29 protein-coding genes are annotated in these 26,122 nt (G+C 63.8%); 7 read left to right on the top strand and 22 right to left on the bottom strand.

Going from position 1 to position 26,122, the window contains the following annotated elements; all coding sequences use genetic code 11:
- Nucleotides 1–74 precede the first annotated feature (74 nt).
- The 6 genes from ilvN to AB2N08_RS12115 form a co-directional block, all read right to left on the bottom strand.
- Nucleotides 75–566: an acetolactate synthase small subunit gene (ilvN, locus tag AB2N08_RS12140; RefSeq protein ID WP_183555358.1), complete on the bottom strand. Its 492-nt coding sequence runs from the start codon at nucleotides 564–566 to the stop codon at nucleotides 75–77.
- On the bottom strand, nucleotides 566–2,293 hold the full coding sequence (locus tag AB2N08_RS12135; protein ID WP_367610897.1) for an acetolactate synthase 3 catalytic subunit: 1,728 nt from the start codon (nucleotides 2,291–2,293) through the stop codon (nucleotides 566–568). Before AB2N08_RS12135 ends, ilvN begins: the two co-directional genes overlap by 1 nt.
- Before the next feature lie 419 nt (nucleotides 2,294–2,712).
- Nucleotides 2,713–3,585 carry an ABC transporter permease gene (locus tag AB2N08_RS12130; protein ID WP_367610896.1) on the bottom strand — a complete coding sequence of 291 codons (873 nt, stop codon included), beginning with the start codon at nucleotides 3,583–3,585 and terminating at the stop codon, nucleotides 2,713–2,715.
- Complete coding sequence (locus AB2N08_RS12125) at nucleotides 3,582–4,415, bottom strand: ABC transporter ATP-binding protein (protein ID WP_367610895.1); 834 nt, start codon at nucleotides 4,413–4,415, stop codon at nucleotides 3,582–3,584. Before AB2N08_RS12125 ends, AB2N08_RS12130 begins: the two co-directional genes overlap by 4 nt.
- A gap of 1 nt (nucleotide 4,416) precedes the next feature.
- Nucleotides 4,417–5,421 (bottom strand): ABC transporter substrate-binding protein, encoded by a 1,005-nt coding sequence (locus AB2N08_RS12120; RefSeq protein WP_367610894.1) that lies wholly within the window; start codon nucleotides 5,419–5,421, stop codon nucleotides 4,417–4,419.
- An 18-nt stretch (nucleotides 5,422–5,439) separates the two neighbouring features.
- Nucleotides 5,440–6,315 (bottom strand): TauD/TfdA dioxygenase family protein, encoded by an 876-nt coding sequence (locus AB2N08_RS12115; RefSeq protein WP_367610893.1) that lies wholly within the window; start codon nucleotides 6,313–6,315, stop codon nucleotides 5,440–5,442.
- Nucleotides 6,316–6,536: 221 nt separating this feature from the next.
- Here AB2N08_RS12115 and AB2N08_RS12110 point away from each other — a divergent pair, with 221 nt between their 5' ends.
- Genes AB2N08_RS12110 through AB2N08_RS12095 form a run of 4 tightly spaced genes read left to right on the top strand, consistent with a single transcriptional unit; the run spans nucleotide 6,537 to nucleotide 8,806 of the window.
- Nucleotides 6,537–7,109 (top strand): RNA polymerase sigma factor, encoded by a 573-nt coding sequence (locus tag AB2N08_RS12110; RefSeq protein WP_367610892.1) that lies wholly within the window; start codon nucleotides 6,537–6,539, stop codon nucleotides 7,107–7,109.
- Entirely contained in the window at nucleotides 7,106–7,495 is a 390-nt protein-coding gene (locus AB2N08_RS12105) for a DUF3619 family protein (RefSeq protein ID WP_367610891.1), read from the top strand. The genes AB2N08_RS12110 and AB2N08_RS12105 overlap by 4 nt, the downstream gene beginning before the upstream one ends.
- Nucleotides 7,492–8,265, top strand: a complete 774-nt coding sequence (locus AB2N08_RS12100) for a DUF3106 domain-containing protein (RefSeq protein ID WP_367610890.1) — start codon at nucleotides 7,492–7,494, stop codon at nucleotides 8,263–8,265. The genes AB2N08_RS12105 and AB2N08_RS12100 overlap by 4 nt, the downstream gene beginning before the upstream one ends.
- On the top strand, nucleotides 8,252–8,806 hold the full coding sequence (locus AB2N08_RS12095) for an RDD family protein (RefSeq protein WP_367610889.1): 555 nt from the start codon (nucleotides 8,252–8,254) through the stop codon (nucleotides 8,804–8,806). The genes AB2N08_RS12100 and AB2N08_RS12095 overlap by 14 nt, the downstream gene beginning before the upstream one ends.
- Before the next feature lie 7 nt (nucleotides 8,807–8,813).
- Here the strand turns inward: AB2N08_RS12095 and AB2N08_RS12090 are convergent, their stop codons facing one another.
- Entirely contained in the window at nucleotides 8,814–9,110 is a 297-nt protein-coding gene (locus AB2N08_RS12090; protein WP_367610888.1) for a hypothetical protein, read from the bottom strand.
- Between the two features lie 184 nt (nucleotides 9,111–9,294).
- Between AB2N08_RS12090 and AB2N08_RS12085 the strand changes: the two genes are divergently transcribed.
- Nucleotides 9,295–10,296, top strand: coding sequence for an SDR family oxidoreductase (locus tag AB2N08_RS12085; RefSeq protein WP_367610887.1), 1,002 nt, complete (start codon nucleotides 9,295–9,297; stop codon nucleotides 10,294–10,296).
- On the opposite strand, the gene AB2N08_RS12080 is transcribed toward AB2N08_RS12085, so the two are convergent.
- The 14 genes from AB2N08_RS12080 to AB2N08_RS12015 all read right to left on the bottom strand — a co-directional run bounded on the left by AB2N08_RS12080 (nucleotide 10,293) and on the right by AB2N08_RS12015 (nucleotide 23,030).
- Nucleotides 10,293–11,891, bottom strand: coding sequence for a choice-of-anchor I family protein (locus AB2N08_RS12080; RefSeq protein ID WP_367610886.1), 1,599 nt, complete (start codon nucleotides 11,889–11,891; stop codon nucleotides 10,293–10,295). The two genes, AB2N08_RS12085 and AB2N08_RS12080, sit on opposite strands and share 4 nt — an antisense overlap.
- A 126-nt stretch (nucleotides 11,892–12,017) precedes the next feature.
- A complete protein-coding gene (locus AB2N08_RS12075) occupies nucleotides 12,018–12,707 on the bottom strand; it encodes an RNA pseudouridine synthase (RefSeq protein ID WP_367610885.1) in 690 nt (229 codons plus the stop codon).
- On the bottom strand, nucleotides 12,704–13,738 hold the full coding sequence (gene ltaE, locus AB2N08_RS12070; protein ID WP_367610884.1) for a low-specificity L-threonine aldolase: 1,035 nt from the start codon (nucleotides 13,736–13,738) through the stop codon (nucleotides 12,704–12,706). The genes AB2N08_RS12075 and ltaE overlap by 4 nt, the downstream gene beginning before the upstream one ends.
- Nucleotides 13,739–13,745: 7 nt before the next feature.
- Nucleotides 13,746–14,630, bottom strand: coding sequence for a class I SAM-dependent methyltransferase (locus tag AB2N08_RS12065; protein ID WP_367610883.1), 885 nt, complete (start codon nucleotides 14,628–14,630; stop codon nucleotides 13,746–13,748).
- A 4-nt stretch (nucleotides 14,631–14,634) separates the two neighbouring features.
- On the bottom strand, nucleotides 14,635–14,976 hold the full coding sequence (gene fdx, locus AB2N08_RS12060) for an ISC system 2Fe-2S type ferredoxin (RefSeq protein WP_367610882.1): 342 nt from the start codon (nucleotides 14,974–14,976) through the stop codon (nucleotides 14,635–14,637).
- A gap of 240 nt (nucleotides 14,977–15,216) precedes the next feature.
- Complete coding sequence (gene hscA, locus AB2N08_RS12055; RefSeq protein ID WP_367610881.1) at nucleotides 15,217–17,106, bottom strand: Fe-S protein assembly chaperone HscA; 1,890 nt, start codon at nucleotides 17,104–17,106, stop codon at nucleotides 15,217–15,219.
- A gap of 116 nt (nucleotides 17,107–17,222) precedes the next feature.
- Nucleotides 17,223–17,738 (bottom strand): Fe-S protein assembly co-chaperone HscB, encoded by a 516-nt coding sequence (hscB, locus tag AB2N08_RS12050; protein ID WP_367610880.1) that lies wholly within the window; start codon nucleotides 17,736–17,738, stop codon nucleotides 17,223–17,225.
- A 20-nt stretch (nucleotides 17,739–17,758) separates the two neighbouring features.
- Nucleotides 17,759–18,082 (bottom strand): iron-sulfur cluster assembly protein IscA, encoded by a 324-nt coding sequence (gene iscA, locus AB2N08_RS12045; protein WP_367610879.1) that lies wholly within the window; start codon nucleotides 18,080–18,082, stop codon nucleotides 17,759–17,761.
- A 35-nt stretch (nucleotides 18,083–18,117) separates the two neighbouring features.
- Nucleotides 18,118–18,519 (bottom strand): Fe-S cluster assembly scaffold IscU, encoded by a 402-nt coding sequence (iscU, locus tag AB2N08_RS12040; RefSeq protein ID WP_367610878.1) that lies wholly within the window; start codon nucleotides 18,517–18,519, stop codon nucleotides 18,118–18,120.
- A 46-nt stretch (nucleotides 18,520–18,565) separates the two neighbouring features.
- On the bottom strand, nucleotides 18,566–19,822 hold the full coding sequence (locus tag AB2N08_RS12035) for an IscS subfamily cysteine desulfurase (protein ID WP_367610877.1): 1,257 nt from the start codon (nucleotides 19,820–19,822) through the stop codon (nucleotides 18,566–18,568).
- A 19-nt stretch (nucleotides 19,823–19,841) separates the two neighbouring features.
- Nucleotides 19,842–20,318, bottom strand: a complete 477-nt coding sequence (iscR, locus tag AB2N08_RS12030) for a Fe-S cluster assembly transcriptional regulator IscR (RefSeq protein ID WP_367610876.1) — start codon at nucleotides 20,316–20,318, stop codon at nucleotides 19,842–19,844.
- A gap of 208 nt (nucleotides 20,319–20,526) precedes the next feature.
- The gene (locus AB2N08_RS12025) at nucleotides 20,527–21,297 is read right to left on the bottom strand and encodes a uracil-DNA glycosylase (RefSeq protein ID WP_367610875.1); all 771 of its coding nucleotides are present in this window, start codon (nucleotides 21,295–21,297) and stop codon (nucleotides 20,527–20,529) included.
- A gap of 66 nt (nucleotides 21,298–21,363) precedes the next feature.
- Nucleotides 21,364–22,008, bottom strand: coding sequence for a maleylacetoacetate isomerase (gene maiA / locus AB2N08_RS12020; RefSeq protein WP_367610874.1), 645 nt, complete (start codon nucleotides 22,006–22,008; stop codon nucleotides 21,364–21,366).
- A complete protein-coding gene (locus AB2N08_RS12015) occupies nucleotides 22,005–23,030 on the bottom strand; it encodes a fumarylacetoacetate hydrolase family protein (protein ID WP_367610873.1) in 1,026 nt (341 codons plus the stop codon). Before AB2N08_RS12015 ends, maiA begins: the two co-directional genes overlap by 4 nt.
- 96 nt (nucleotides 23,031–23,126) lie before the next feature.
- On the opposite strand from AB2N08_RS12015, the gene AB2N08_RS12010 reads away from it, so the two are divergent.
- Together AB2N08_RS12010 and AB2N08_RS12005 are read left to right on the top strand one after the other, a co-directional pair.
- Nucleotides 23,127–24,032 (top strand): LysR family transcriptional regulator, encoded by a 906-nt coding sequence (locus AB2N08_RS12010; RefSeq protein ID WP_367610872.1) that lies wholly within the window; start codon nucleotides 23,127–23,129, stop codon nucleotides 24,030–24,032.
- A gap of 56 nt (nucleotides 24,033–24,088) precedes the next feature.
- Complete coding sequence (locus AB2N08_RS12005; protein ID WP_367610871.1) at nucleotides 24,089–24,679, top strand: gamma-glutamylcyclotransferase; 591 nt, start codon at nucleotides 24,089–24,091, stop codon at nucleotides 24,677–24,679.
- On the opposite strand, the gene AB2N08_RS12000 is transcribed toward AB2N08_RS12005, so the two are convergent.
- A complete protein-coding gene (locus tag AB2N08_RS12000; protein WP_367610870.1) occupies nucleotides 24,680–25,975 on the bottom strand; it encodes an MFS transporter in 1,296 nt (431 codons plus the stop codon). It abuts the gene before it with no gap.
- Nucleotides 25,976–26,122: the final 147 nt, after the last annotated feature.

Raw genomic sequence — 26,122 nt, 5'->3', positions numbered from 1 at the left:
TCCTGTAATTAAATTAGTGTCGATAGTGGTATTCGGGCGTACGCGTCGGCGGGAGACCCGCCAACCCGACGTTTTTATACTTTTAGAATGCGTTCGCCGCGGCCGATGCCCGAGCCGCCGGTGCGCACGGTCTCGAGGATCGAGGCGCGGTCGATGGCGTCGATGAATGCATCGAGTTTCGATTTGGCGCCGGTCAGCTCGATCGTGTAGGTCTTTTCGGTAACGTCGATGACGCGGCCACGGAAGATATCGGCGGTGCGCTTCATTTCTTCGCGCTCCTTGCCGACCGCGCGCACCTTGATCAGCATGAGCTCGCGCTCGATATGCTGGCCTTCGGTCAGGTCGACCACCTTCACTACCTCGATCAGGCGGTTCAGGTGCTTCGTGATCTGCTCGATGATGTCATCGGAGCCCGACGTGACGATCGTCATGCGCGACAAGGTGGCGTCTTCGGTCGGCGCCACGGTCAGCGTTTCGATGTTGTAGCCGCGCGCCGAGAACAGGCCGACCACGCGCGAGAGCGCGCCGGCTTCGTTCTCCAGCAGGACAGAAATAATATGGCGCATTACAGGTCCTCCGAGCCGAGCAGCATTTCGTTCAGGCCACGGCCCGCCTTGACCATCGGCCACACGTTTTCGCTCTGGTCGGTGATGAAGTTCATGAACACCAGGCGGTCTTTCATCGCGAACGCTTCGCGCAGCGCGCCGTCGACGTCGCCCGGTTTTTCGATCTTCATGCCGACGTGGCCATAGGCCTCGGCCAGCTTTTCAAAGTCGGGCAGCGAATCCATGTACGACTCGGAATAGCGCGAACCGTAATCGATCTGCTGCCACTGGCGCACCATGCCCAGGAAGCGGTTGTTCAGCAGGATGATCTTCGGCGTCAGGTGGTACTGCTTGCAGGTGGCAAGCTCCTGGATGCACATCTGGATCGAGCCTTCGCCGGTGACGCAGGCAACGGTGGCATCCGGATTGGCCATCTGCACGCCCATCGCGAACGGCAGGCCGACGCCCATCGTGCCCAGGCCGCCAGAATTGATCCAGCGGCGCGGCTTGTCGAACGGGTAGTACTGCGCGGCCCACATCTGGTGCTGGCCGACGTCGGACGTGATGAACGCGTCGCCGTCGGTAACCTTGTGCAGCTGCTGGATGACCGACTGCGGCTTGATCAGTGTATCGGACGTCGGATACTTGAGGCAGTCGCGGCCACGCCATTCGGCGATCTGCTTCCACCAGCCTTGCAGCGCCGGGGCATTGGCATGGCCATTGCCGGCGTCGAGCTGCGCGAGCAGTTCGACCAGCACATCCTTGACGTTGCCGACGATCGGGATATCGACTTTTACCCGCTTGGAAATCGACGACGGGTCGATGTCGATATGGATGATCTTGCGCGGATGCGAGGCAAAGTGCTTCGGATTGCCGATCACGCGGTCGTCGAAGCGGGCGCCGATGGCGATCAGCACGTCGCAATGCTGCATCGCCATGTTCGCTTCATAGGTGCCGTGCATGCCCGGCATGCCGACGAAGTGCGGATCGGACGAGCGCGATGCGCCCAGGCCCATCAGCGTATTCGTGATCGGGAAACCGGTTTTCTCGACCATGCGGTTGAGCTCGTTCGAGGCATTGGCCAGGATCACGCCGCCGCCCGCATAGATCATCGGCCGCTCGGCGTTCTGCAGCAGCGCGACCGCCTTGCGGATCTGGCCGGCATGGCCCTTGTCGACCGGACGGTACGAGCGCATCTCGACTTCGCGCGGGTACTCGAACAGGCATTTGTTGACCGTGATGTCCTTCGGGATGTCGACCAGCACGGGACCGGGCCGGCCGGTGCGGGCGATGAAGAAGGCTTTCTTGATGGTCGAGGCCAGATCGCGCACGTCCTTGACCAGGAAGTTGTGCTTGACCACCGGGCGGGTGATGCCCACGGTATCGCATTCCTGGAAGGCATCCTGGCCGATCGCGTGGCTCGGGACCTGGCCCGAAATCACGACCATCGGAATCGAGTCCATATAGGCGGTCGACAAGCCGGTGACGGCATTGGTAACACCCGGACCGGACGTGACGAGGGCGACGCCCACCGTGTTCGAGCTGCGCGAATACGCGTCGGCAGCGTGTACGGCGGCCTGTTCGTGGCGCACCAGAACGTGCTGGAATTTATCTTGCTGGAAGATCGCGTCGTAGATATAGAGGACTGCGCCGCCCGGATAACCGAAGACGTGCTTGACGCCCTCTTCCGCGAGACAACGCACCACTATTTCAGCGCCCGTGATGGGGACTGTTGGATCGAAACTCATACATTCCTTTCAAAACCCATTGGGTTGATTGATCGGATGCTCGTTCCTGGCGATATGCGTGCTGCGCGTACAACCCTCAGGCTTGACTTCTTTCTGCGTGCACGTCGATGGTTCGGGTCGCCGTAGGGACCGTACGCATTGACGCTGGGCGCAACTCGTTAGGCTTGAGTGTTTGTAGCGGTCTTACGCATCTCTCGCGCTTGTGGCACGGGTCGGAGCAAACTGCCTACAAATGAAAGCGTGCCATGGCGGACGGGGCGTTGTGGGCGACTCCCGCATGACGTTGATGCTTTGAGGGTGCAAAGCGTGTGGAACACATTAACGCGCCGCACCATTTTGGTCAAGATGCAAAGGTGTAAATCTGCATATGTCCAATTTTGGTGCGGCCGATGTGGCGTCAATGCAGCGCATTGATGGCGTCAGCGCTGCATGCCCCAGCGCCGCACAGTGACACGCTCCAGTGTCTGGAACGCGAACCGCTCGATCGCCAGCCCAATCAGAATCACGGTCGCCAGCCCCGCGAACACTTTATCGGTGAACAGCTCGTTGCGGTTCTGGAAGATGTACCAGCCCAGGCCGCCCTGCCCCGACGTGCTGCCAAAGACCAGCTCGGCCGCGATCAGCGTGCGCCAGGCAAACGCCCAGCCGATCTTGAGGCCCGACAGGATCGAGGGCAGCGCCGCCGGGATCAATATTTGCAGCACCATGCGCAAGCCACCGAGGCCATAGTTGCGCCCGGCCATGCGCAACGTCTCGGGCACGGCGCGGAACCCCGCGCTCGCATTCAGCGTCAGCGGCCACACCACGGAATGGACCAGCACCATCAGCAGGCTGCCTTTGCCAAGCCCGAACCACAGCAGCGCCAGCGGCAACAGCGCAATCGCCGGCAGCGGGTTGAACATCGACGTCAGGGTATCGATCAGTTCGCGCCCGAAGCGATTCGACACGGCCAGCCAGGTGAGCAGGAACGAGACTGCCACGCCCAATAGAAAACCCTGCACGAGGATCGCCAGCGACACCGTCACATAACCGATCAGCTCGCCCGAGGCGACGCCATCGACAAACGCGCGCGCCGTCTGCAGCGCGCCCGGTAGCAGCAGGTCGTTGTCGAACCAGCGCGCCAGTAATTCCCACACGATGGCCAGTGCCAGCAGGATCGCGGGCTTTCTCAGCCAGCCGAGGCGCTCGATCGACCATGCGCCCGGTGCAGCAGCGACGAAGGCCGGCGACCGCAACGCACCTTGCGGCACGACGTATTCGGGCCGGATCGGTGGGTCACGGAACGCACTCATGGTTGCACCAGCGCCGGTTGATGCGCGTGGTCGGGCGCGGCGGCCTCGCCACCGAACAGCAGCCCATGAATGCGCTGCGTGGCTGCCTGGAATTCGTGACTGCCGGCGCTCGACAAGCTGAACTGGTGACTATTGAGTTCGGCGCGCACGCGGCCCGGGTGCGGCGACAGTAGCAGGATGCGGTTGCCGACCACCAGCGCCTCTTCGATCGAGTGGGTCACGAACAGCATCGTGAAGCCGATCTCGTCCCACAGCGATTGCAGTTCTTCCTGCATGCTGCGCCGGGTCAGCGCGTCGAGCGCCGCGAACGGCTCGTCCATCAACAGCACGGCCGGCTGCATCGCCAGCGCGCGGGCAATTGCCACCCGCGCCTTCATGCCGCCCGACAGCGTGTGCGGATAAGCATCGGCAAAACGCGCCAGGCCGACCTTGCCGAGCCAGTGGCGGGCACGCACCTCGGCATCGACACGCGAGACGCCGCCGGCCAGCAGCGGAAACAGCACGTTCTGCTTCACCGTCTTCCACGGTGGCAGCTGGTCGAATTCCTGAAACACGACGATGCGGTCCAGCCCCGGCCCCGTGATCGGCTTGCCGCTCAAGGCCAGACTGCCCGCGCGCGGCGCGAGAAACCCGCCGATGGCCTTGAGCAGCGTCGACTTGCCGCAGCCCGATGGTCCCAGCAGCACGAAGCGGTCGCCCCGGTACACATCGAAGCTGACGTCCTCAGTGGCGCGCACGACGCCGCGCTCGCTCGCATACTCGAGTGTGACATGCTCGGCGCGCAGCAGCGGTTCGGGCGGCACCAGGTTGAACGGGACGATGGGACTCATATCAGCTTCCGTTGGCAATGGCCGGGTGCTCGAAGAAGTAATCCTTCCAACTGGCCGGCTTGTTCTTGATCGCGCCGACCTGGTGCAAGAACTGCGCGAGGCCCAGCGTGTTCTGCGGCGCCACGCGGAATTGCGTCTTCGGATCCTTGATCACCTTGAGCAGCAGCGCCCGGTCGACGTTGCCCTTGTTCACGCGAAGGTAAGCATCCGCCGCGCCTTCCGGATTGGCCGCGATATAGGCGGCCGCTTCGGCCAGCGCATCGATGAAGGCCCGATACGTCTTGGGATTCTCTTTCACATATTTTTCAGTGGCATACAGCACCGTGGCCGACGACGGCCCGCCCAGCACCTGGTACGAATCAAGCACGACGTGCGCATTCGGATTACCGGCCAGCTCGAGCTCCTGGAACAGCGGCCCGCCGAAGTGCCCGTTCAGCTCGGTCTTGCCGGCGATGAGGGCCGCCGCTGCATCGGGATGCGGCACGGTCTGCGTGAGCGGATCGAGCTTTTTGAATTGCGCCACGCCCCACTGCCTGGCCGCCGCCATCTGCAGGATGCGCGCCTGTACCGACACCGTCACGGCCGGCAACGCGATGCGGTCCTTCGCACTGAAATCCGCAATGGTCTTGACCGCCGGGTTGGTGCTGACGAGGTAATACGGGAAGCTGCCCAGCGAGGCAATGCCGCGCACATTCTGACGGCCCCTGGTGCGATCCCAGATCGTCATCAGGGGGCCGACGCCGGCGCCTGCCACGTCGATGGAACCGGACAGCAGCGCATCGTTGATGACGGCGCCGCCGGACAGCTTGACCCAGTCCACGTCGACATCGACCCCGTGTTTCTTGCCATGCTTTTCAATGAGCTTCTGGTCTTGCGCCACATTGAGCAGCAAATACACGACGCCGAACTGCCCGGCGACACGGAGTTTGCCCTCGGCCTGGGCCAGCGAGGGCAGCGCCAGCGACAGCGCCGCGGCAAGAGCAACGAACTTCTTATCGAGCTTCATGGGTGTCCTGGTGTTGGGTCAGAAAGGCACGTCGCCTTCGATCGTGGTGCGATACAGCTTGCGGCGCAGGTGATCCGGGCAACCCGCCGCCAGATGCATCAGCGAGCGGTTGTCCCAGAACACCATGTCGTGCGGCTGCCATTGGTGCCGGTAGACATGCTCGGCGCGGGTACTGTGATCGAACAGCAGATCGAGCAGTTCGCGGCTGCGTTCTTCTGTCACACCCAGGATGCGGGTGGTGAAATGCTCGCTGACGAACAGCGCGCGGCGCCCGGTCTCGGGATGCGTGCGCACGACCGGATGGCTGACCGGCTTGACCTCGTCGATCTGCGCCTGGGTGAGTTGCGGCCGGTACGGGTTGCGCTGGCGCAGTTCTTCATAGCGCGCCAGATACCAGTGCTCGGCCTGCAGGCCCTCGACCTCGCGCTTGAGGTCGTCAGGCAAGGCGTCCCACGCGGTGTGCTGGTTGGCAAACAGCGTGTCGCCGCCTTCCGCCGGCAATTCTTGCGCATGCAGCATCGAACCCAGGCTCGGCGTCTCTTTATAAGACAGATCGGAATGCCAGAAGTGGCCGGCGTCGCCCAGGCCGATCGGCTTGCCGTCTTGCTGGATATTGGAAATGATCAGCACCTCGGGTTGCTCGGGCAATTGAAAATTGCGCAGCACGTGGATCTGCAAGTCGCCGAAGCGGCGGCTGAACTCGACCTGCTGGGCCGGCGTAATGCGCTGGTCGCGAAACACGAGCACGTGATGATCGAGGTGCGCGCGGTGCAGGCGCGCGACATCCTCAAGAGACAACGGCAGCGCCAGGTCGAGGCCCACCACTTCGGCGCCCAGTGGCGCGCCCGCAAAGGGGTGGATGGCAAATGCCTGGCGGGGAGAATCGAGTGGCATGGCGGTGTCGTGGCTGGATGATCGTGTCAATACGATATCCACGCACGCCTGAGCCAACAACGAATGATTTCAGCTATCGTCATGCGATTTTCGCAGGCCATGCGTCGGGCATGACGGGATTGGCGACTGTGCGATTCCGATGCAGGCCGGGTGGTTTTTTGCTAGGATGCGACAGTTTTCCCTAAAGCACGACCAACTCGCGCGCCTCCCCCCCAACCTGCATGGCCACAGATAAAGAACTCAACGACTTTCTCCAGAATGTCGAACGGCGCGCGTTCAAGCAGGCGGTCTATGCGGTCCGCAAGGACGAATCGGCGCTGGATATCGTGCAGGACGCGATGATCAAGCTCGCCGAAAAATACGGCGACAAGCCGGCGGCCGAGCTGCCGATGCTGTTCCAGCGCATCCTGCAGACGACGATCCTCGACTACTTCCGCCGCGAAAAGGTCCGCAATACCTGGGTCAGTCTGTTCTCGGGCTTCGGCCGGGGTGAGGGAAACGACGACGATGACTTTGATATACTTGCCACACTCGAGGCCGAGCAAGGTTCAGCGGCCGCAGAGTCGAGTGCGGATCAGGTCGAGCGCGCTCAAACCTTGCGCTTGATCGATGACGAAGTACAAAAACTCCCGACGCGTCAACGGGAAGCCTTCCTCATGCGTTACTGGCAGGATATGGACGTGGCCGAAACGGCGGCAGCAATGGGGTGCTCTGAAGGCAGCGTCAAGACGCATTGCTCCCGCGCCACCCACGCCCTCGCGGCAGCGCTCCAGGCCAAGGGAATCAGACTATGAACATCGACGACATCAATCTGGCGTACAAGATACGCCACGCGCTGGACGAACAGCTCGACCACTTGCCGGCTTCGACCGTTGACCGGCTGGCCGCCGCACGCGCCGCCGCCATGGCGCGCAAGAAGCCTGACGCCGCAAGGTTCGGCTTCGGCTGGCGCGCACTGGGTGCCTTCCTCTCGGGTCCGGCAGTGTCGCGCCTGGCCATTGCCGTGCCTCTCCTGGCGCTAGTCATCGGCATGGGCGGCGTATACCAGCACGAACAACAGCAGCAACTGGCCGCACTGGCCGATATCGACGCCGCCGTGCTGGCCGACGAACTGCCGCTGACCGCCTACCTCGACCCGGGTTTCAACGCCTATCTGGAGTCGCAGCAGCGCCAGCAATGAGCAAGAAGAACGTCTCGACATCGCGCTTCCCCGTGCTGGGGACGGTCATCGGCGTATTGGCCGCCGCTGCGATCGCCTGGGTGATCGTCGATCGCTTCGAGACGCCGGCCATCCTGCCCGCCGCGACCGAGACCATCGCCAGCGTGCGTCCGCTGCAAAAGGCGCTCGACAAACCGCTGTGGCGCGACCTGAGCAACGTGCAACAGGTGGCACTCGCGCCGCTCGAGCCCGAGTGGGACCGCATGGAAGGCCCGCGCAAGCGGCGCTGGATCGAGGTCTCGGCCCGCTTCGCCTCGATGGAGCCGGCCGAACAGCAGCGCGTGCACGAGCGCATGCGCCAGTGGATGAAACTGACGCCGCAGCAGCGTACACTGGCGCGCGAAAACTTCAACAAGACCAACAAGCTGGCGCAGGGCGACAAGGCGGCCAACTGGGAAAACTACAAGCAACTCTCGCCAGACCAGAAGCGCAAGCTGGCCAACAAGCCATCGAACACGCATAAAAACGCGCCGGTCGCATTGCCGGAAGCGCCGCAGCTGGTCGTGCCCATGCCGTGCCCGCCAAATACCACGCGCCGTGGCGCCGAATGCGTGCAGATCGGCGTGCCCGATGCGTCGGCGATTGCGGTCATGCCGGCGCCGGTTGCTCCGGCCCCCTCTGCCGTTACGCCGGCGGTTGCGCCAGTATCCCCAGCGCCCGCAAACGGCGGCGCGATCGCCACGCCAAGCGGCCAACCAAGCGCAGCCCAGGCCGCGAATGCGGGCAACTGAGCCATCGGTTGTACCGCCCGAGGCCGCGCTGCCGGTTCTCGGCACGCCGACGATCAAACGGCGGCTGGCCGTGATGGTCTATGAATTCTTCCTGCTGTTCGCGGTCGAGATGCTCGCCGTGCTCATTTATATTCTTGCCACCGGCAACCGCCAGGATGCGATCTTCCAGCATGGGCTGAAGGTGTATCTGTTCATGGTTACCGGCCTGTATTTCACCTGGTGCTGGCGCGATAGCGGGCAGACGCTGGCCATGAAGACGTGGCGTATCAAGGTGGTGCAGCCTGGCCATGCGCGCTTGCCGTGGCGGACGGCGATCGTGCGGTATCTGCTGGCGTGGGGCTGGTTTGCGCCGGCGTTGGTGGTGTGCGCCGTGTTCGGGTTGCATGCCAGGGGCGAGATCGCCATCGCGCTGGCGGTTGGCATCGTTCTCTGGGCACTGACAGCGTTCTTCGACAAAGAGCGCCAGTTCTTGCATGACCGACTGGCCGGTACGCGCCTCATCGCGCTACCCCGGCTCAAGCGCGTAGCAGCCAGGCGCTAGCACCTCGTTACGGCTTCCAGTCAGCGGAGATATTCTTGTCCGGCCACTGACTGTCGACCATCGGCGCGAACGCGCACAGGTCGCGACCCACAGAGGCCCCGGATTGCACGCCCCGGCAGCCCCACATCATGGTGCCGAGATGCTTGAATTGATCCCATGCATACGAGTAATCGACCGGCGCGGGCGGCTGGGACGCCTTTTCGGCGGCTGCGGGCGCGGCCTGGGTCGGCGCAGGCTTGTCCTGACCATGGGCGATCGTGAGGAACTGGATTGCAATGAGCAGTGCAAGCGGGGCTGATTTCACGTCGTCTTCAATGGGGATAGTCGCACCGAGTCTATCATTCGGCAGCGATCCCCGGGGCGCATACCGGTCGACTTCAAGCGAACCCCATAATCTTGTCACGCGGAATACGAAATACGCCGCCCCTTGAATACCCCAATAATTGATCAATCGACGGCCTCGTCAATCAATCAGAAAAGGGTACCTCATGAAGCAAGCACATCTTCGCGTCGTCATCATGGGCGGTTCCAGCGGCATCGGCGCCGCCACCGCTGTCGCCTTTGCCCGCCAGGGCGCGCACCTCGTGCTCGGCGCGCGCGGCAAGGAAGGCCTGGACGATATCGCCTGGCGCTGCCGTCAGGCCGGTGGCCGTGCCGATGTGCGGGTGGTCGACGCCACCGATGCCGACGCGGTCGCCGCGTTCGCGCAAGACGCACGCGACCTGCTCGGCCAGATCGACCTGTGGTTCAGCAACGTGGGCAGTGGCGTGGTGGGCAAGTTCGCCGATGTGCCGATCGCCGACCACCGCAAGGTGATCGAGACGAACCTGATCACGCACATGAACGACGCGCACGCCGTCATCCCGATCTTCATCGAACAGGATTACGGCATCTGGGTCAACATGATTTCGTCCGGCGGCTTCGTGGCCACGCCGTTCGCGGCGGCCTACGGCGCCAGCAAATATGGCCTGCGCGGCTTCAGCGAGGCGCTGCGCGCCGAACTTGGCAAGAAGCGCGACATCCACGTGTGCGACATCTACCCATCGTTCGTCGACACGCCGGGGTTCGGCCACGCGGCCAATTACACCGGCGCGAAGCTGTCGTATCCGCCTGGCGTGCTGCCCCCCGAGAAAGTGGCCGACGCCGTCGTCGCCCTGGTGCGCAAGCCGCGCCCGGTCACCGTGCTGGGTGCACCGAACGTGACCCGCAAGGTCGCGCAACTGGCGCCGGACCTGATCGCGGCCGGCATGAACCGCTTCATGGAGACGTGGGCCAGGCGCGCCGACCCTGCCGAGGATACGGTTGGGGCGCTGTACGAGCCGCAGCATGGCGCCAGTGGTGTGCACAGCGGCCAGGTGCGCCGCCCTGCCCGGCCCCGCCGTCCAGTCCACGCTGACGTCCAGTCGGATGACCGGACGCTCGCCGTGGGCGCGGTGCTGATTGCCGCCGCCGTTGGCCTGAGCCTGCTGGGCAAGCGCTCCGACGATTAATACGTCAGATTGACCTGCATGACGGCAGTCGTGCCGCTGACCTCGTTCCCGACGATCAGCAACGGCTTGCCGTTCGGCGATTTATTGGCCGGGATGAAGGTCAAGCCTTCTGGTCCCAGGTCGCCCTTGGCCCCATCGCGCGTGTTCAGGTAGGTCACGAACGACGCCGATGCCGGCCTGGTGATGTCGTAGACCATCACGCCGCCGATGCGCTCAAGGCCGACGAAGGCATATTGCTTGTCGCCGAACTTGCCGACCACGACGCCTTCCGGCTCCGGGCCTTTCGATGCGCTGCGGTCTTCCAGATCGTTGTTGTCGTTGCTGGCATTGAAGCGCGCGTTCGGCAGCGCGCTCGTGCGGCGTTCGAATTCGTCGCCCGAGTCGTACACGCGCTTGATGTCCGTGTCCCAGATCGAGAACGAACGGCCGCCGAACGTGTATAGCTCTGTGCACTGGCCGGCAGCGTTCTTGCCGGTCACGCCGCCGTTTGGCGTCGTCGTCACGCGCAGGCGGCCCAGGTTCGAATCGAACGTGGCGCTGCCGGCGTTCGGGAACACGCTTGGATCCAGGCCGGCCGTGCAATGGGCGCGGATGCGCGTCTCTTCATTGAAGCCCGGCCAGTCGGCGCGGGCGTCGCCCTCGTTGGCCGTCAACAGGTAATGCTTGCCGTCGACCGTGTAGCTGGCAATGGCGTCCGGCAGGTACATGCCCTTCACCGGCTGCGGGCCGATCTTCACGGCCGGCGAGCCACTATTCGTGTTGGTGCCGCCATCTTCGTCCGACGCGTCCATGCCGAAGCCGGCGAGATTGTGGTCCTTGAAGCCGAGCGGCTTGACCGACGTGACCCTGGCGGTGGCCACGTCGACAATGGCGATTGCATTGTTCTCTTGCAGCGTGACATACGCCGTCTTGCCGTCTTCGCTGACGGTGATGTATTCGGGCTCGAAGTCCTGCGCAGCAGTGGCGTTCGGCCCGAAGATGCGGATGCCTTGTGCGCGCAGCGCCGCTTCCTGGCCGTTAAAGCTGCGGAAATCTGCCGTTGCCACGGCTGGCGCACCGCCACGGTTGACGGTGATGATGCTGACCACGCCTTCCGGATCGCTCGTGCCGGCCACGCCGTAGCCGCTTGGCTCGCCTTCGTTTGCCACCAGCACCTTGGCGCCGTCCGGCGTAAACGTCAGCATGTCGGGCAGCGCGCCGACCTTGACGCTGTTGACGAACTTGAGGTCGGCCGCGTTGTAGAACGCCACGGTGCCGGGATCGGTCTTGACTGCGGCCTCGATCGCCAGCGCCACCAGGCCATCGTGTACGGCCACGCTGTTGACGGCCTTGCCGATGCTTGCCACGCTGATGGTGCCCAGCAGTTTCGGTGCGCTCGGCGTGGCCAGGTCGAGCACGTCGACGGTGCCGTTGGCGCCGTTGACGACGAACAGGCGCTTGCTGGCCGCGTCAAAGGCCGTGATCTCGGCCGCGCCGGCCGCGCCACCGTTGTAGCCGCCGATCTTTTCCAGCGCCAGCGTGGTTGGCGTCAGCTCGTCGTCGTCATCGCCGCCGCAGGCTGCAAGCGTGCAGGCCAGCGCGATCGTGGCAATCATCGGGAGGTAGTTCGAAGGTGGGGCGGCGCGGCGGAACATGGTTGTCGATTTTCCAGGTGTGAAAAAAAGACAGCATAAGACGAGGAGATGACAAGAGCATGACCTGACATCGCCACGCCCGCGACGTCAAAAACGTTCGACCTCACGCAGGAAACGCCAACCGCCGACCGGTAACGGCCCCATTGAAACGCGGCCGATGCGCAGGCGCCGCAGCGCGGTCACTGTCAAGCCGACGTCTCCGCACAGGCGCTCGATCTGGCCGCGCTGGATATTCTTGCCGGCGATGCGCAAGCGCTTCTCGCTTTGCCAACTGGCCTTGAACATGCGACCGAGCTTGTCGAGGCCATTGGCCGCGATCTGGCCGTCGACCTCGACGACATATTCCGCCTCGTTACGCGGTGCATCGTCGACCAGTTTGCGGATCACGCGGAAATCCTGGCTGAACACGATCAGGCCCGACGCTATCGTTTCCAGTGGCGTGGCCAACGTGGTCTTGAATACATGCCGGCGCAGGAACGGCTTGCCGCGGCCATGCTCCAGCTCCTGGTTATCCGCGTTGATGGTGGCCAGCGCCGCATCGACGTCCATGCCGGCCGGCTTGTGCATCAGGATCGTCACCGGATCCGGTTCGACCGGTGTCGCGCCGGGCAGCATCTCGACCGTTTGTTCGGGGGTGACGCGCGTGGCGGGATCTTCGGCCACGACGCCATCGACGCTGACCCAGCCGCCGGCGATATAACGTTCGGCATCGGCGCGCGAGCACCCTGCCACGTCGGCCACGCGCTTGGCCAGGCGGATTGCTTCTTCAGTTGTCATGCACGCCAGTCTGTAAAAAATGTGGTGAAGACGTCGACCGTGCGCTGTACGTCGCGCGCGGAGACATCGAGGTGCGTCACGAGACGCATCTTCGGGCCGACCGTGGCGCGGATCTGCGCGCGCGCCAGCGCATCGCGCAGCGGCGCGCAGGCGGCTGCCGGCATGTCGATCCAGAAGATATTCGTTTGCGGGGTGCTGACGGTGAGCGCCGGGATCAGGCCCAGGCCGCGCGCCAGTTCCGCCGCGTTGTCATGGTCTTGCGCCAGCAGCGCCACATTGTGTTCGAGCGCGTAATGCGCGGCGGCGGCGATCACGCCGGCCTGGCGCATGCCGCCGCCCAGCATCTTGCGCCAGCGTTTGCCCTGCTCGATAAAGGCCTTCGGGCCAAGCAGCACCGAGCCGACCGGCGCGCCCAGGCCTTTCGACAGGCACACCGAGACGGTGTCGAAACCCCTGACGGCGTCCGCCAGGCTGATGCCCTGTTTGACGGCGGCATTGCAGATGCGCGCGCCGTCGAGGTGCGTGGCCAGGCCCTTGTCGTGCGCCAGCGTGGTCGCTGCGGCCACGTAGTCCTGGCTCAGCACACGCCCGCCAATGGTGTTTTCCAGCGCCAGCAGACGGGTACGCGCGAAGTGCATGTCGTCGGGCTTGATGTACGCCGCGATGTCGGCCAGCAGGATCGAGCCGTCCGGCTGGTTGGCGATCGGCTGCGGCTGGATACTGCCCAGCACTGCGGCGCCACCGCCTTCGTACTTGTAGGTGTGCGCTTCCTGGCCGACCAGGTATTCGTCGCCGCGGCCGCAGTGCGTCATCAGGGCGATCAGGTTCGTTTGCGTGCCGCTCGGCGCGAACATGCCTGCCTCGTAACCGAACAGCTCCGCCGCGTAATCCTGCAGGCGATTGACGGTGGGGTCGTCGCCATACACATCGTCGCCCACGCCCGCTGCCACCATCGTGGCGCGCATCGCGGCGCTTGGCTGCGTGACAGTATCGCTGCGCAGGTCGATCCAGCCTTGCGTGTTGTCGCTCATGCTTTGATTACTCCGTGGTGGCGGCTTGCGGGGTATAGAAACGCTGCGTCATCTCGCTGAGACCCAATTCGCCGAGCACCTCTTGCAGGCGCTCGGCGGGCCGGCGGCGCGGCAGGTTCTTGTAGGTGGCGACGATCAATTCGTTCTTCATCGAGTGTTCCCAGCCCACCAGTTCCGTCACCGTCACCTGGTAGCCATGCGCCTCGAGCTGCAGGCAGCGCAGCACATTGGTGATCTGACTGCCGAATTCGCGGGTATGGATCGGGTGGCGCCAGATCTCGGTCAGCGCGCTGCGGCCGAGATCCTTGCCCTTGTTCTTGCGCAGGACAGTGGCGACTTCGGCCTGGCAGCACGGCACCAGCACCATGTGCTTCGCGTTCTTCTTGAGCGCGAAGTCGATGGCGTCGTCGGTGGCGGTGTTACAGGCATGCAGCGCGGTGACGATGTCGATCGATTCGGGCAGTGCGCTCGAGGTGGTCGACTCGGCCACCGACAGCGGCAGGAACGACATGCCCGTAAAGCCCAGACGCGCGGCCAGCTCGGTCGATTTGGCGACCAGCTCTTCGCGCGTCTCGATGCCGTAGATGTGGGAACCTTCGTCCTTTGCCTTGACGAACAGGTCGTACAGGATGAAGCCGAGGTAGGACTTGCCGGCGCCATGGTCGACCAGCGACACGCTGCCCTTGGCATCCTGCACGTCGCGCAGCAGCGGCTCGATGAAGTTGTACAGGTGGTAGACCTGCTTGAGCTTGCGGCGGCTGTCCTGGTTCAACTTGCCGTCGCGGGTCAGGATGTGCAGCTCTTTCAGCAGCTCGATCGACTGGCCCGGGCGGACTTCAGATGGCAACTCCGGGGCGGCCGGGGCTTTCTTGGCTTGGTCGGCGCGCTTCATGCGATCAATGATTCTTTTCGGCGGCGTGGTTGATCGTGTATTTCGGGATCTCGACGACCAGGTCTTCGTCGGCGATGATCGCCTGGCACGACAGGCGCGAGTTCGGCTCCAGGCCCCAAGCCTTGTCGAGCATGTCTTCTTCTTGCTCTTCTTGCTCGTTCAGCGAATTGAAGCCTTCGCGCACGATCACGTGGCAGGTGGTGCAGGCACACACGCGGTCGCAGGCGTGTTCGATGTCGATGTCGTTTTCCAGCAGGACGTCGCAGACCGATTTGCCGCGTGGCGCTTCAAGCACTGCGCCTTCTGGGCAGAGCACGGGATGGGGAAGGATGACGATTTGTGGCACTTGAGTTACCTCGGTTGATTGTTTTATGTGGTGCGATGCTGCGTATGCGATGCGTATTCTAAGCCGCGCCCGTCGAGCCGTCGTTCCCGCGGAGGCGGGAACCCAAGCTACTCAGCGCAGCCACTGCGTTCGATACAACCACAGTGCTGGCAAACTTGGGTTCCCGCCTCCGCGGGAACGACGTGGTTGGGAGCGGGCCGCACGTTACGTTGCGTTACCGCGTGGCCCGCCTTGCGCCCGTTAAATCTCGTCCAGCGACTTGCCCGACAATGCACGGCGCACGCTCTTGTCCATGCGCCGCGCTGCGAATTCTTCGGTGCCGTGCGCCAGCGCCTGGACCGCATCGTGCACCGCGTTCTGGCGCAGGCCCGGTTCGATCGCGGTATCGTTCGACATCGCCACCGCGTCGCGCACCAGTTGCAACTGCGCCGCGATCGCGGCCTGTTCTTCAGGCGACAGCAGATCGGTATCGCTGTCCAGCGCCGACTGCGTCGCCAGCAGGATGCGCTCGGCCTCGACCTGCTCTTCGCGCAGCGCGCGCATCTGCATGTCGCTCGAGGCCGACGTGTACGAATCCTGCAGCATGCGCGCGACCTGATCGTCGCCCAGCCCATACGACGGCTTGACCGTGATCGACGCTTCCACACCCGAGCGCATTTCACGCGCGGCCACCGACAGCAAGCCGTCGGCGTCCACCTGGTACGTCACGCGGATGCGCGCCGCACCGGCCGCCATCGGCGGGATGCCGCGCAGCTCGAAGCGCGCCAGCGAGCGGCAATCGGACACCAGCTCGCGCTCGCCCTGCACCACATGCACCGCCAGCGCCGTCTGGCCATCCTTGAAGGTCGTGAACTCTTGCGCACGCGCGACCGGGATCGTCGAGTTGCGCGGAATGATCTTCTCGACCAGGCCGCCCATCGTCTCGATCCCCAGCGACAGCGGGGTCACGTCCAGCAGCAGCCAGTCTTCGCCATCGGCGCGGTTGCCGGCCAGCAGATTGGCCTGGATCGCCGCGCCCAGCGCCACCACGCGGTCCGGATCGATGTTCGCGTGCGGGATGGTCTGGAAAAACTCGGAGACCGCCAGGCGCACATGCGGCATGCGCGTCGCGCCGCCGACCATCACCACGCCGTCGACGTCTTCGACGCTCGCATCGGCGTCGCGCATGGCCTTGCGGATCGCGTTCATCGTCTTGCCGACCAGGTGTTTGGTGATCTCGACGAATTCCTTCGCCGTGATCGTCACCTGCACCAGCTCGCCCGATTTCAGGATCGCCTCGATCGTCGTTTCTTCGTTCGTCGACAAGAGTTCCTTGGCCTGGCGCGCCTTGACCATCAGCGTCGCGGTGTCTTGATCCGACAATGGCGCCAGGCGTGCCTGCTCCATGATCCAGCAGAACAGGCGATGGTCGAAATCGTCGCCGCCCAGGGCCGAATCGCCACCGGTCGACAGCACTTCGAATACGCCCTTGGAGAGCTTCAGGATCGAGATGTCGAACGTGCCGCCCCCCAGATCGTAGACCGCATACACACCTTCCTTGCCCTGGTCGAGACCATAGGCAATCGCCGCGGCGGTGGGTTCGGACAGCAGGCGCAGCACGTTCAGGCCGGCCAGCTGGGCCGCATCCTTCGTCGCCTGGCGTTGGGCATCGTCGAAGTACGCCGGCACCGTGATCACGGCGCCCACCAGGTCATCCCCGAGCGAATCTTCGGCGCGCTGGCGCAGCGTGGCCAGGATCTGGGCCGAGATTTCGACGGGGCTTTTCACGCCGGCGACGGTGCTCAACTGGACCATGCCTTCGCCGTCGACGAAGTCGTATGGCAGGTTCTCGGCATGCGCGATATCTTTCAGGCCGCGGCCCATGAAGCGCTTGACCGAGACGATCGTGTTCTTCGGATCGGTGGTCTGATGCGCGCGCGCCTTGTGGCCAATGTGGGCATGGCCGTTGTCCAGGTAGCGCACGATCGACGGCAGCAGCGAGCGGCCCTCCTCGTCGCTGAGCACTTCGGGGCTGCCGCTACGGACGGTGGCGACGAGCGAATTGGTGGTGCCCAGGTCGATGCCCACGGCCAGGCGATGCTGGTGCGGGGCGGTGGACATGCCGGGTTCGGCGATTTGGAGGAGTGCCATAGTCGTGATACCAGTGTTATTTTTTTGCGCCGGGACGGAACAGGCGCTATTTTACGCGTCGAACCGATATGGCGTGGCGTGGACGACGACGCCGCCCACGATGCAGGGTGGGAAGGTTATGCTTCGATCGCTTCGAAGGCGTACTGCACTTCGTCGCCGAACTTGTCGAGGAACATCAGCGAGCGCACGCCCTGGGCCGCCGCGTCGTAATCGCCGGCGTCGAGCTGCTGGCCGACGGTGACCAGCATGCGCTTGCGTTCGGCCCGCACCTGCGCCTCGAGCGCGTCCAGTGCGGCGGCGTCCTTGCCTGCACGCGCGTCGCCGAGTTCTTCACGCCATTCCATCTGCTGCATCAAAAACGCGGTGGGCATCGCGGTATTCGATTCGGTCTGCAGGTCGACGCCGTTCAACTCGCACAGATACTGCGCGCGCTTTTGCGGATTGCGCAGGGTCTGGTAAGCGTCGTTGGCGCGCGTGGCCCATTGCATGGCGACGCGTTTTTCGCCGTCGCTGCTGCCGACAAACCGGTCCGGGTGCACGCGGCCCTGGATTTCGCGGTAAGCCGCGTCGAGAGCGTTCTGGTCGACCTCGAAACGGGCCGGCAATTGAAACAGTTCGAAGTGATTCTGCATGGGGTTGGCTCGACCGCCGCTTAGATGCGGAAGCTTTCGCCGCAGCCGCAGTTGTCCTTGACGTTCGGATTATTGAAGCGGAAGCCCTCGTTCAGGCCTTCGCGCGCGAAATCGAGCTCGGTACCGTCGATGTACGGCAGGCTTTTCGGGTCGACGAAGACCCGTACGCCATGCGACTCGAAGACGCTGTCTTCGTTCGCGCTTTCATCGACGTATTCGAGCTTGTAAGCCAGGCCGGAGCAGCCGGTGGTGCGCACACCGAAACGCAAGCCAATGCCCTTGCCCCGGCGTTCGAGGTAACGGTTGACGTGCTTTGCAGCTTTTTCGGTCAGGGTGATTGCCATCTTGTGCTTCTCCAGCTCTGTTCTATTACCAGGGATTACGCTGCTGCGACTGCCTTGTCGGCGTGCTTTGCCTTGTAGTCGGCCACGGCGGCCTTGATCGCGTCTTCTGCCAGGATCGAGCAGTGGATCTTGACCGGTGGCAGTGCCAGCTCTTCGGCGATCTGCGTGTTCTTGATGGCCAGCGCTTCGTCCAGGCTCTTGCCCTTGACCCACTCGGTGATGAGCGAGCTCGATGCGATGGCCGAACCGCAGCCGTACGTCTTGAACTTTGCGTCTTCGATCAGGCCCTGGTCGTTGACCTTGATCTGCAGCTTCATGACGTCGCCGCAGGCCGGCGCGCCGACCATGCCGGTGCCGATGTCATCGTCGCCCTTGTCGAATGCGCCGACGTTGCGTGGGTTTTCGTAGTGGTCCAGTACTTTGTCCGAATATGCCATGGTGATGCTCCAGTATGTGTAGAAACGCGCGCTCAGAATGAGCAGATCAGTGTGCTGCCCATTGGATCGAATTAATGTCGATCCCTTCCTTGAACATGTCCCACAACGGCGACAGTTCGCGCAGTTTGCCAACTTTGCTCTTGAGCAGGTTGACGGCGAAATCAATTTCTTCTTCGGTCGTGAAACGGCCAATGGAGAAGCGGATCGAGCTGTGCGCCAGCTCGTCGCTGCGGCCCAGGGCGCGCAGCACGTACGATGGTTCCAGGCTGGCCGAGGTGCAGGCCGAACCGGACGACACGGCCAGATCCTTGATCGCCATGATCAGGGATTCACCTTCGACATAGTTGAACGACACGTTCAGGTTATGCGGCACGCGGTGATCCATGTCGCCGTTGATATAGACTTCTTCGATCTCTTGCAGGCCACGGGCCAGGCGGTCGCGCAGCGTGCGCACGCGCGCCAGTTCGCTGTCCATCTCAACCTTGGCCAGGCGGAACGCCTCGCCCATGCCGACGATCTGGTGCGTCGGCAGCGTGCCCGAACGCATGCCGCGCTCGTGACCGCCACCGTGCATCTGCGCTTCGAGGCGCACGCGCGGCTTGCGACGCACGTACAGCGCGCCGATGCCTTTCGGGCCATACACCTTGTGCGCGGTGAAGGTCATCAGGTCGACCTTCAGCGTTTCGAGGTTGATCTCGACCTTGCCAACGGCCTGGGCCGCGTCGCAGTGGAAGATGATGCCCTTCGAGCGCAGCAGTTCGCCGATCTCGGCGATCGGCTGCACGACGCCGATTTCGTTATTGACCAGCATGACCGACACGAGGATGGTGTCAGGGCGGATCGCCGCTGCCAGCTGCTCGACGGTGATCAGGCCATTGTCTTGCGGTTCGAGGTAGGTCGCTTCGAAGCCGACGCGCTCGAGTTCGCGCACGGTATCCAGCACGGCCTTGTGCTCGGTTTTCACCGTGATGATGTGCTTGCCCTTGGTCTTGTAGAACTGGGCCGCGCCCTTGATCGCCAGGTTATTGCTTTCGGTTGCGCCCGAGGTCCAGACGATTTCACGTGGATCGGCGCCGACGATGGCGGCGACGTGGCCGCGCGCTTCTTCGACCGCCGCTTCGGCGTTCCAGCCATAGGCGTGGCTGCGCGAGGCAGGATTACCGAACTGCTCGCGCAGGAACGGGATCATCTTGTCGGCCACGCGTGGATCGACCGGCGTCGTGGCCGAGTAATCCATGTAGATCGGGAAATGGGGAGCTGGCGCGAAGCTCTGCTCGGTGGTCTTGTCCAAAGGCGCGTTCATCTGATTTACTCCGGTAACTTTAGTTTTGTCCGACTGCGGCTGGGGCGCCGCGGTGCACGTGCACGACGTTCTGTTCTTTTTGGCGCTGCTGGTCGACGAGGTCTTGCAACGAGACGGAGTCGAGGTAATCGACCATCTTTTCGTTCAGCGTGGTCCACAGTTCGTGGGTCATGCAGCGGGCGCCGTCGGTATGGGCGCCGTGGCAATTCTCTTTACCGCCGCACTGGGTTGCATCCAGGGGCTCGTCGACGGCGATGATGATGTCGGCCACCGTCACCTTGCCCGCCGCGCGCGCCAGGCTGTAGCCGCCGCCGGGGCCGCGGATCGATTCGACGATCTCGTGACGACGCAGCTTGCCGAACAGCTGCTCCAGGTAGGACAGCGAAATGGCCTGGCGCCCGCTAATGCCAGAAAGCGTGACCGGACCGTTGCCTTGACGCATGGCAAGATCGATCATTGCAGTGACAGCAAAACGGCCTTTGGTGGTCAAGCGCATTTCAACCCCGGTTAATGATAAAATATTTCTCTTGCCCAACGATCAAGTGCCAACGCTGCACTTTGCGACTGTTTCCCTCTGAGACAGGGGAAAGACCTGATTAGTTGAACGATTTAGTCAAGTATAGCAAATCGTGATGATCTTGTCTTGGATGGCCCCAAAAACGGCGGGGCGTTTTCTCTCCTGGATATTCAGGCTGCATGCCCCACTAGCGGGCGCGCAACAATGCCATCGGCCCGAACAGCGCTTGCATGCCCGCATGCCCGATAAAGCTCAGGTTGTAGGGATGCTCGGCCACGGCCTGCGGGAACGCAGTCGTCTCTGGCAGTTTTTGCAACTCTTCGGCGATTTTCCCCCACAGGACCAGCGTCGGCACCTGCGCCTGCCGGCCCAGCGCCGCCAGCACCGTTTGCAGGAACGGCAGCCAGGCGCGCGCGTCGATGGCCGGTTTGACATGCTTGCGAAACACCAGCGCGGCATTCAGCAGCAAAAAGCCGTGGTGCATGAGATTGGCCTGCAACTGCGCCAGCGTCTGGATCGAGCCGTCGGCCCGCGCGGCCTGCGCGATCGGCGCCAGGGCCGTCCCGCTTGTCGCATCCGGCTGCAACTGGCCGCTGGCCACCAGCAGCATCTTCATGAAGTTGCGCAGCGACGTGGCCCGGTTGACCGGTTTCGACAAGCCGGTCTCGCTCCACAGGTCGCCCACGGCGCCGTCCATGAAGCACACGCCGGTCGCGCTCGCAGCGCGCGGATATGGGCCCTCCCCTACCAAGACATAGCGCACCTGGTCCAGCGGCTGGGCAAAGGCGGCGAACAGGCGACTTTCGGTAGGGAGATAGTCGTCCTGGGCCAGGGCCGGCAAGTAGCCGGGGTTAGCGCGGGCAACCGCTTGCAGGCCAGCTTCGAGGATGGGGCGCCACGACGCGTCGGCCAGGCCGAGGGCGTGCAGGATGGAATCAGGAATAACGATGTCGGTCATGGCGAAGTGGCACGATAAAGAGGCGGCGATTGTAGCGCGCCGCCCCACTTCGCAGCCACTTGCGCGCTATTCCGTATCGGGCTGGCGGGACGGATGCGAGGCCTGGAACGCGGGCAACTCGATGCACAGCGAATTGATGCGGTCGACGTTCGGGTACGCCGAGACGTCGATATTGAAACGCTGCGCATTGAACACCTGCGGCACCAGATAGCAATCGGCGATCGTCGGATGGTCGCCGTGGCAGAACGGCCCGGCGCCCGGGTCGCGCGCCAGGTGCGCTTCGAGCGATTGCAGCCCCTCGATCACCCAGTGGCGGTACCACTCGGTCTTGGCCTGGTCCGGCACGCCGATTTGCCGGGCGAGGTAGTTGAGCACCCGCAGGTTGGTGATCGGGTGGATATCGCAGCCGATGATCTGGGCCAGCTCGCGCACACGCGCCCGGCCCGGCGCATCCTTGGGCAACAGCGGCACGTCCGGATACATCTCGTCGAGATACTCGATGATCGCCAGCGACTGCGACAGCGTGATGCGGTCATCCTGGAACGCCGGCACCAGGCCGCTCGGGTTGATCTGGCGGTATTCGTCCTGCAGGTGCTGGCCGCCGTCCTTGAGCAGGTGCACCGGCACCGCATCGTAGGCCAGGTCTTTCAGGTGCAGCGCAATGCGCACGCGGTAGGCGGCCGAGCTGCGAAAGTACGTATACAGTTTCATGATTGCCTCCCGTGGTAGCGGACGACTTCCTGGTCGATGGCGCCGAAGACGCTGGCGCCGCTGGCATCAAACATCTCGATGCGCACGGTGTCCCCGAACGACAGGTAGGGTGTTTTCGGGGCGCCGCCTTCGATGGTTTCGTACATGCGCACTTCGGCCAGGCAGCAGTAACCCACGCCACCATGCTCGACGCTCGAGCCGTACAAACCGCCCTGCTTGTTCGACACGGTGCCCGAACCGATGATGCTGCCCGCGCACAGCTCGCGCGTGGTCGCCGCGTGCGCGACCAGCTGCGCGAAGCTGAAGGTCATGTCTTCACCGGCGTTCGGCTTGCCGAATGCGGCGCCGTTGAGCGTGACCAGGATGGGCAAGTGCAGCTTGTTGCCCTGCCAGGCATCACCCAGTTCGTCCGGCGTGACGGCCACCGGCGAGAACGCGCTGGCCGGCTTGGACTGGTAAAAGCCGAAACCCTTGGCCAGCTCGTTCGGGATCAGGTTGCGCAGCGAGACGTCGTTGACGAGCATGACGAGGCGAATCGCACTGGCGGCCTCGGCCGCGTCGGCCCCCATCGGCACGTCGCCCGTGATCACGGCCACCTCGGCTTCGAGGTCGATGCCCCAATCTTCGGACAGCGCCGCGATCGGATCGTTCGGGCCGACGAACGAATCGCCGCCACCCTGGTACATCAGCGGGTCGGTGTAGAACGACGCCGGCACCTCGGCCCCGCGCGCCTTGCGCACCAGCTCGACGTGATTGATATAGGCCGAGCCGTCGGCCCACTGGTAGGCGCGCGGCAGCGGCGAATGGCAGGCCGCCTCGATGAACGATTCGGCGCTGTCGGCATTGCCGTCGTTGAGCTGCGCATAGACCTCGTCGAGCTGCGGCTTGCACGCATCCCAGTTGTCGAGCGCGGCCTGCAGGGTGCGCGCGATGGTGGGCACTTGCTGGCACGTGACCAGGTCGCGGCTGACGACGACCAGGGTGCCGTCGCGGCCGCCCGCTTTGAGGGTGGCGAGTTTCATGGGGCATTCCTTTGTTATTGCAGAGTAGTCGCCATTACAGGGCAAAACGCACTATCATACAAACGATATTTTCAGCTCTATATATCAGCTTATCTGATGAATCCAACGTTACGACAAATGCGCGCCTTCGTCGCCTTGGCCAAAATGGGCAATTTCACGCTGGCCGCGCAGTCGCTGCACGTGACGCAATCGGCGCTGTCGGGCCTCATCAAGGAGCTCGAGCAGACCTTGGAAGCCCGCGTGGTCGACCGCAGCACGCGCCGCATCGGCCTGACCGATATCGGTCGCGAACTACTGCCTTTATTTAGCCAGATGATCGATGACCTGGACGGTGCGCTGGCGAACGTCGCCGACCACACGCGCCTGAAAAAGGGCATCGTGCGCATCGCGGCGCCACAGTTGATGGCCTGTACGCTGCTGCCGCCGAGCATTGCCGCCTACCGCGCGCAGCATCCCGACATCGACGTGCGCCTGGCCGATACCGAGGTCGAAGGTGTGATCGCGCGGGTGCTGTCGGGCGAAGCCGATGTGGGGATCGGCCCGGAGCGCTCGCCCGCCCCGCCGTTGCAGGCGCGTGAACTGTTCGAGATGCCGTTCGCGCTGGTGTTTCCGCAACAGCATCCGCTGGCGGCACGCGAGCGCGTGACGTGGCAGGACGCGGCGGCGTATCCGTTCATTTCGTTGCAGGGCCAGTTCACGGAACTGCTGCTCGACGCCATCCCCGCAGCGGCGACCGAGGCTGCGCTCAAGCCCGCCCACGAGGTGACCTTCATGACCACGGCGCTGGCCATGGTCAGCGCCGGCCTGGGCGTGACGGTGTGCCTGCCCTACGCCGAGCCGCTTGCCACGCTGTACGGACTGGCGATGCGCCCGCTCGATGCGCCCACACTGCGGCGGCGCTTTTTTGTCTATACGCGGCCCGGGCGTTCGCTGTCGCCGGCCGCAGAGAGTTATATAGAATTCCTGTTTGCATATGTGAAACGGTCGCAAGCGCAGGGCTGATTCGGACGCAATCCCACGCTACAATCGGACCGTGTCCCTTTTTTAGTGGTTTCACGATGTCCCACAATACGATCGCGATCAATCAGCAGATGAACAAGTTCGATAGCCATGCCAGCGTCTGGCTATTTGGCTACGGCTCCCTGATCTTCAAACCCGATTTTCCGTTTCTCGCGCAGCGCGCTGCCTATATCGGCGGCTGGATGCGGCGTTTCTGGCAAGGCTCGCACGACCACCGTGGCACCGAGACGGCGCCGGGGCGCGTGGTGACGCTGGTGCCCGACCCCGATGCGGTCTGCCACGGCATGGCGTTTCTGGTCACGCCCGAAGAATTCGCGCACCTCGATCATCGCGAAAAGAACGGCTACCTGCGCCTGGCCACGCAAATGCATTTCGACGACGGCACCAGCGACGAAGGCATCGTGTATATCGCCACGCGCGACAACGCAGCCTACCTGGGCCCGGCCGACGAACATGCCATCGCACGCCAGATCGCCACGGCGCGCGGCCCGAGCGGCCCGAATAGCGATTACCTGCTGGGCCTGGCCCAGTCGCTGCGCGCACTGGGCAAGCCCGATCCGCATGTGTTCGAGATCGAACGCCATTTGGCGGCGCTGGGTGTGACGCAGCGCGAAGCCGCGCTGGCCTGATCAATCGAGTGCGCGGTTGCGCGACTCCAGGTCGACGCACAGGATCGCCACCGCGCCGATCAGCAAACAGCCGGCCAGCATCAGCAACGACAGCGTGAACTGCGTCGCCATCACCGGCGCAATGATCATCGGCGCGAACAGGCCACCGAAGCGCGCGACGGCGCCGGCCATGCCCATGCCGCTGGCGCGCAGGCTGGTCGGATAGACTTCCGGCGTAAAGGCATACAGCGCGCCCCAGGTACCCAGCAGGGCAAAGCTCATCAACAAGGTCGAGCCGACCACCAGCGCCGGCGCGCTACCGAGGCTGTAGCACAGGCAACCGACGGCGCTGAGCAGCAGGAAGCCCACCAGTGTCGGCTTGCGGCCCCACCGTTCGACGCCATACGCTGCCAACGCAAAACCGGGCAGTTGCACCAGCGCCAGCAGGATCAGGAACGCTTGCCCGCGCATGAAGCCGAAGCCTTCGGCGCCGAGCTTGACCGGCAGGTAGACGAAGACGCCGTAGTAGGCCACCGAAATCAGGCCCCAGGCAAGAAACAATGCGATGCTGCGACGGCGCAGCGGGCCTTTGAACAGCGACATGACCGAGGTCTTGGCGGGCACGTCCGGCTGCAGCGCCGGGATCGTGACGGCGCGGCCATTGGTATCGGCAACACGCTGCAGCACCGCACGGGCTTGCGCCGACTTGCCGCTGCGGTTGAGAAACATGGGAGACTCGGGCACATACCAGCGCAGCACCAGGCCGACCAGCGCCGGCAGGCCGGTCGCGAAGAAGATCACGCGCCAGGCATCGTCTCCCCAACTGACGGCGTACAGCGCCAGCACTGCCAGCAGGATAGTGCCGATGGCCCAGAACGATTCGAGCAGCACCAGCCAGCGGCCCCGCCGATCGCTCGGCAGGAATTCGGCCATCATCGTGTAGTCTACAGGCAGCGTCGCGCCGACGCCGATCCCCGTCATGAAGCGCAGTACCAGCAGCCATGTCAAGTCGGGGGCAAAGGCCGAGGCCACGCCAAAGCAGGCGTCGATGACGACAGCCATCAGCAGTACCGGCCGGCGCCCGATGCGGTCGGCGAGGCGGCCGAACACAAAGGCGCCAATGAGCATGCCGACAAAAAAGATCGTCCCTGTCTGCAATGCCTGCGGCATGGACAGTCCGAACGTTTTCGCGATCGATGGCGCCGAGAAGCCGATCGACAGCACTTGCATCGCGTCGGCCATCCACACCAGGCCGAAAATCAGGAAGATACGGTACTGGAACGTGCCGGTGCCGGCCAGCTGCAGGCCATGCTCCACGGATGTGGCATGACCGGCCTGTCCTGTCTGAGGCGGGATCGGTTTCTGCTTTGCGCTGATTGAAGTGGCCATTGGATCTTTAAGAATGCGGAGGACGGCATGCTACGCCCGGGCGAAGCGCGTTGCAGTCAATATCGCATCTTAAGA

It is taken from the genome of Massilia aurea, assembly GCF_040790145.1.
Classification (GTDB): domain Bacteria; phylum Pseudomonadota; class Gammaproteobacteria; order Burkholderiales; family Burkholderiaceae_D; genus Telluria; species Telluria aurea_C.
This window is presented reverse-complemented; position numbering and strand designations above follow the sequence as displayed.

What these genes read in the sequence shown, in the direction of transcription:
- AB2N08_RS12130 (WP_367610896.1), bottom strand. Translation starts at nt 3,585, where the DNA reads ATGAGTGCGTTCCGTGACCCACCGATCCGGCCCGAATACGTCGTGCCG.
- AB2N08_RS12025 (WP_367610875.1), bottom strand. Translation starts at nt 21,297, where the DNA reads ATGACCGACATCGTTATTCCTGATTCCATCCTGCACGCCCTCGGCCTG.
- AB2N08_RS12135 (WP_367610897.1), bottom strand. Translation starts at nt 2,293, where the DNA reads ATGAGTTTCGATCCAACAGTCCCCATCACGGGCGCTGAAATAGTGGTG.
- AB2N08_RS12105 (WP_367610891.1), top strand. Translation starts at nt 7,106, where the DNA reads ATGAACATCGACGACATCAATCTGGCGTACAAGATACGCCACGCGCTG.
- iscA (WP_367610879.1), bottom strand. Translation starts at nt 18,082, where the DNA reads ATGGCAATCACCCTGACCGAAAAAGCTGCAAAGCACGTCAACCGTTAC.
- ltaE (WP_367610884.1), bottom strand. Translation starts at nt 13,738, where the DNA reads ATGAGCGACAACACGCAAGGCTGGATCGACCTGCGCAGCGATACTGTC.
- AB2N08_RS12015 (WP_367610873.1), bottom strand. Translation starts at nt 23,030, where the DNA reads ATGAAACTCGCCACCCTCAAAGCGGGCGGCCGCGACGGCACCCTGGTC.
- AB2N08_RS12005 (WP_367610871.1), top strand. Translation starts at nt 24,089, where the DNA reads ATGTCCCACAATACGATCGCGATCAATCAGCAGATGAACAAGTTCGAT.
- AB2N08_RS12110 (WP_367610892.1), top strand. Translation starts at nt 6,537, where the DNA reads ATGGCCACAGATAAAGAACTCAACGACTTTCTCCAGAATGTCGAACGG.
- AB2N08_RS12115 (WP_367610893.1), bottom strand. Translation starts at nt 6,315, where the DNA reads ATGCCACTCGATTCTCCCCGCCAGGCATTTGCCATCCACCCCTTTGCG.
- ilvN (WP_183555358.1), bottom strand. Translation starts at nt 566, where the DNA reads ATGCGCCATATTATTTCTGTCCTGCTGGAGAACGAAGCCGGCGCGCTC.
- AB2N08_RS12065 (WP_367610883.1), bottom strand. Translation starts at nt 14,630, where the DNA reads ATGAAGCGCGCCGACCAAGCCAAGAAAGCCCCGGCCGCCCCGGAGTTG.
- AB2N08_RS12010 (WP_367610872.1), top strand. Translation starts at nt 23,127, where the DNA reads ATGAATCCAACGTTACGACAAATGCGCGCCTTCGTCGCCTTGGCCAAA.
- iscU (WP_367610878.1), bottom strand. Translation starts at nt 18,519, where the DNA reads ATGGCATATTCGGACAAAGTACTGGACCACTACGAAAACCCACGCAAC.
- hscA (WP_367610881.1), bottom strand. Translation starts at nt 17,106, where the DNA reads ATGGCACTCCTCCAAATCGCCGAACCCGGCATGTCCACCGCCCCGCAC.
- AB2N08_RS12100 (WP_367610890.1), top strand. Translation starts at nt 7,492, where the DNA reads ATGAGCAAGAAGAACGTCTCGACATCGCGCTTCCCCGTGCTGGGGACG.
- AB2N08_RS12085 (WP_367610887.1), top strand. Translation starts at nt 9,295, where the DNA reads ATGAAGCAAGCACATCTTCGCGTCGTCATCATGGGCGGTTCCAGCGGC.
- iscR (WP_367610876.1), bottom strand. Translation starts at nt 20,318, where the DNA reads ATGCGCTTGACCACCAAAGGCCGTTTTGCTGTCACTGCAATGATCGAT.
- AB2N08_RS12080 (WP_367610886.1), bottom strand. Translation starts at nt 11,891, where the DNA reads ATGATTGCCACGATCGCGCTGGCCTGCACGCTTGCAGCCTGCGGCGGC.
- AB2N08_RS12095 (WP_367610889.1), top strand. Translation starts at nt 8,252, where the DNA reads ATGCGGGCAACTGAGCCATCGGTTGTACCGCCCGAGGCCGCGCTGCCG.
- AB2N08_RS12035 (WP_367610877.1), bottom strand. Translation starts at nt 19,822, where the DNA reads ATGAACGCGCCTTTGGACAAGACCACCGAGCAGAGCTTCGCGCCAGCT.
- hscB (WP_367610880.1), bottom strand. Translation starts at nt 17,738, where the DNA reads ATGCAGAATCACTTCGAACTGTTTCAATTGCCGGCCCGTTTCGAGGTC.
- maiA (WP_367610874.1), bottom strand. Translation starts at nt 22,008, where the DNA reads ATGAAACTGTATACGTACTTTCGCAGCTCGGCCGCCTACCGCGTGCGC.
- AB2N08_RS12120 (WP_367610894.1), bottom strand. Translation starts at nt 5,421, where the DNA reads ATGAAGCTCGATAAGAAGTTCGTTGCTCTTGCCGCGGCGCTGTCGCTG.
- AB2N08_RS12075 (WP_367610885.1), bottom strand. Translation starts at nt 12,707, where the DNA reads ATGACAACTGAAGAAGCAATCCGCCTGGCCAAGCGCGTGGCCGACGTG.
- AB2N08_RS12125 (WP_367610895.1), bottom strand. Translation starts at nt 4,415, where the DNA reads ATGAGTCCCATCGTCCCGTTCAACCTGGTGCCGCCCGAACCGCTGCTG.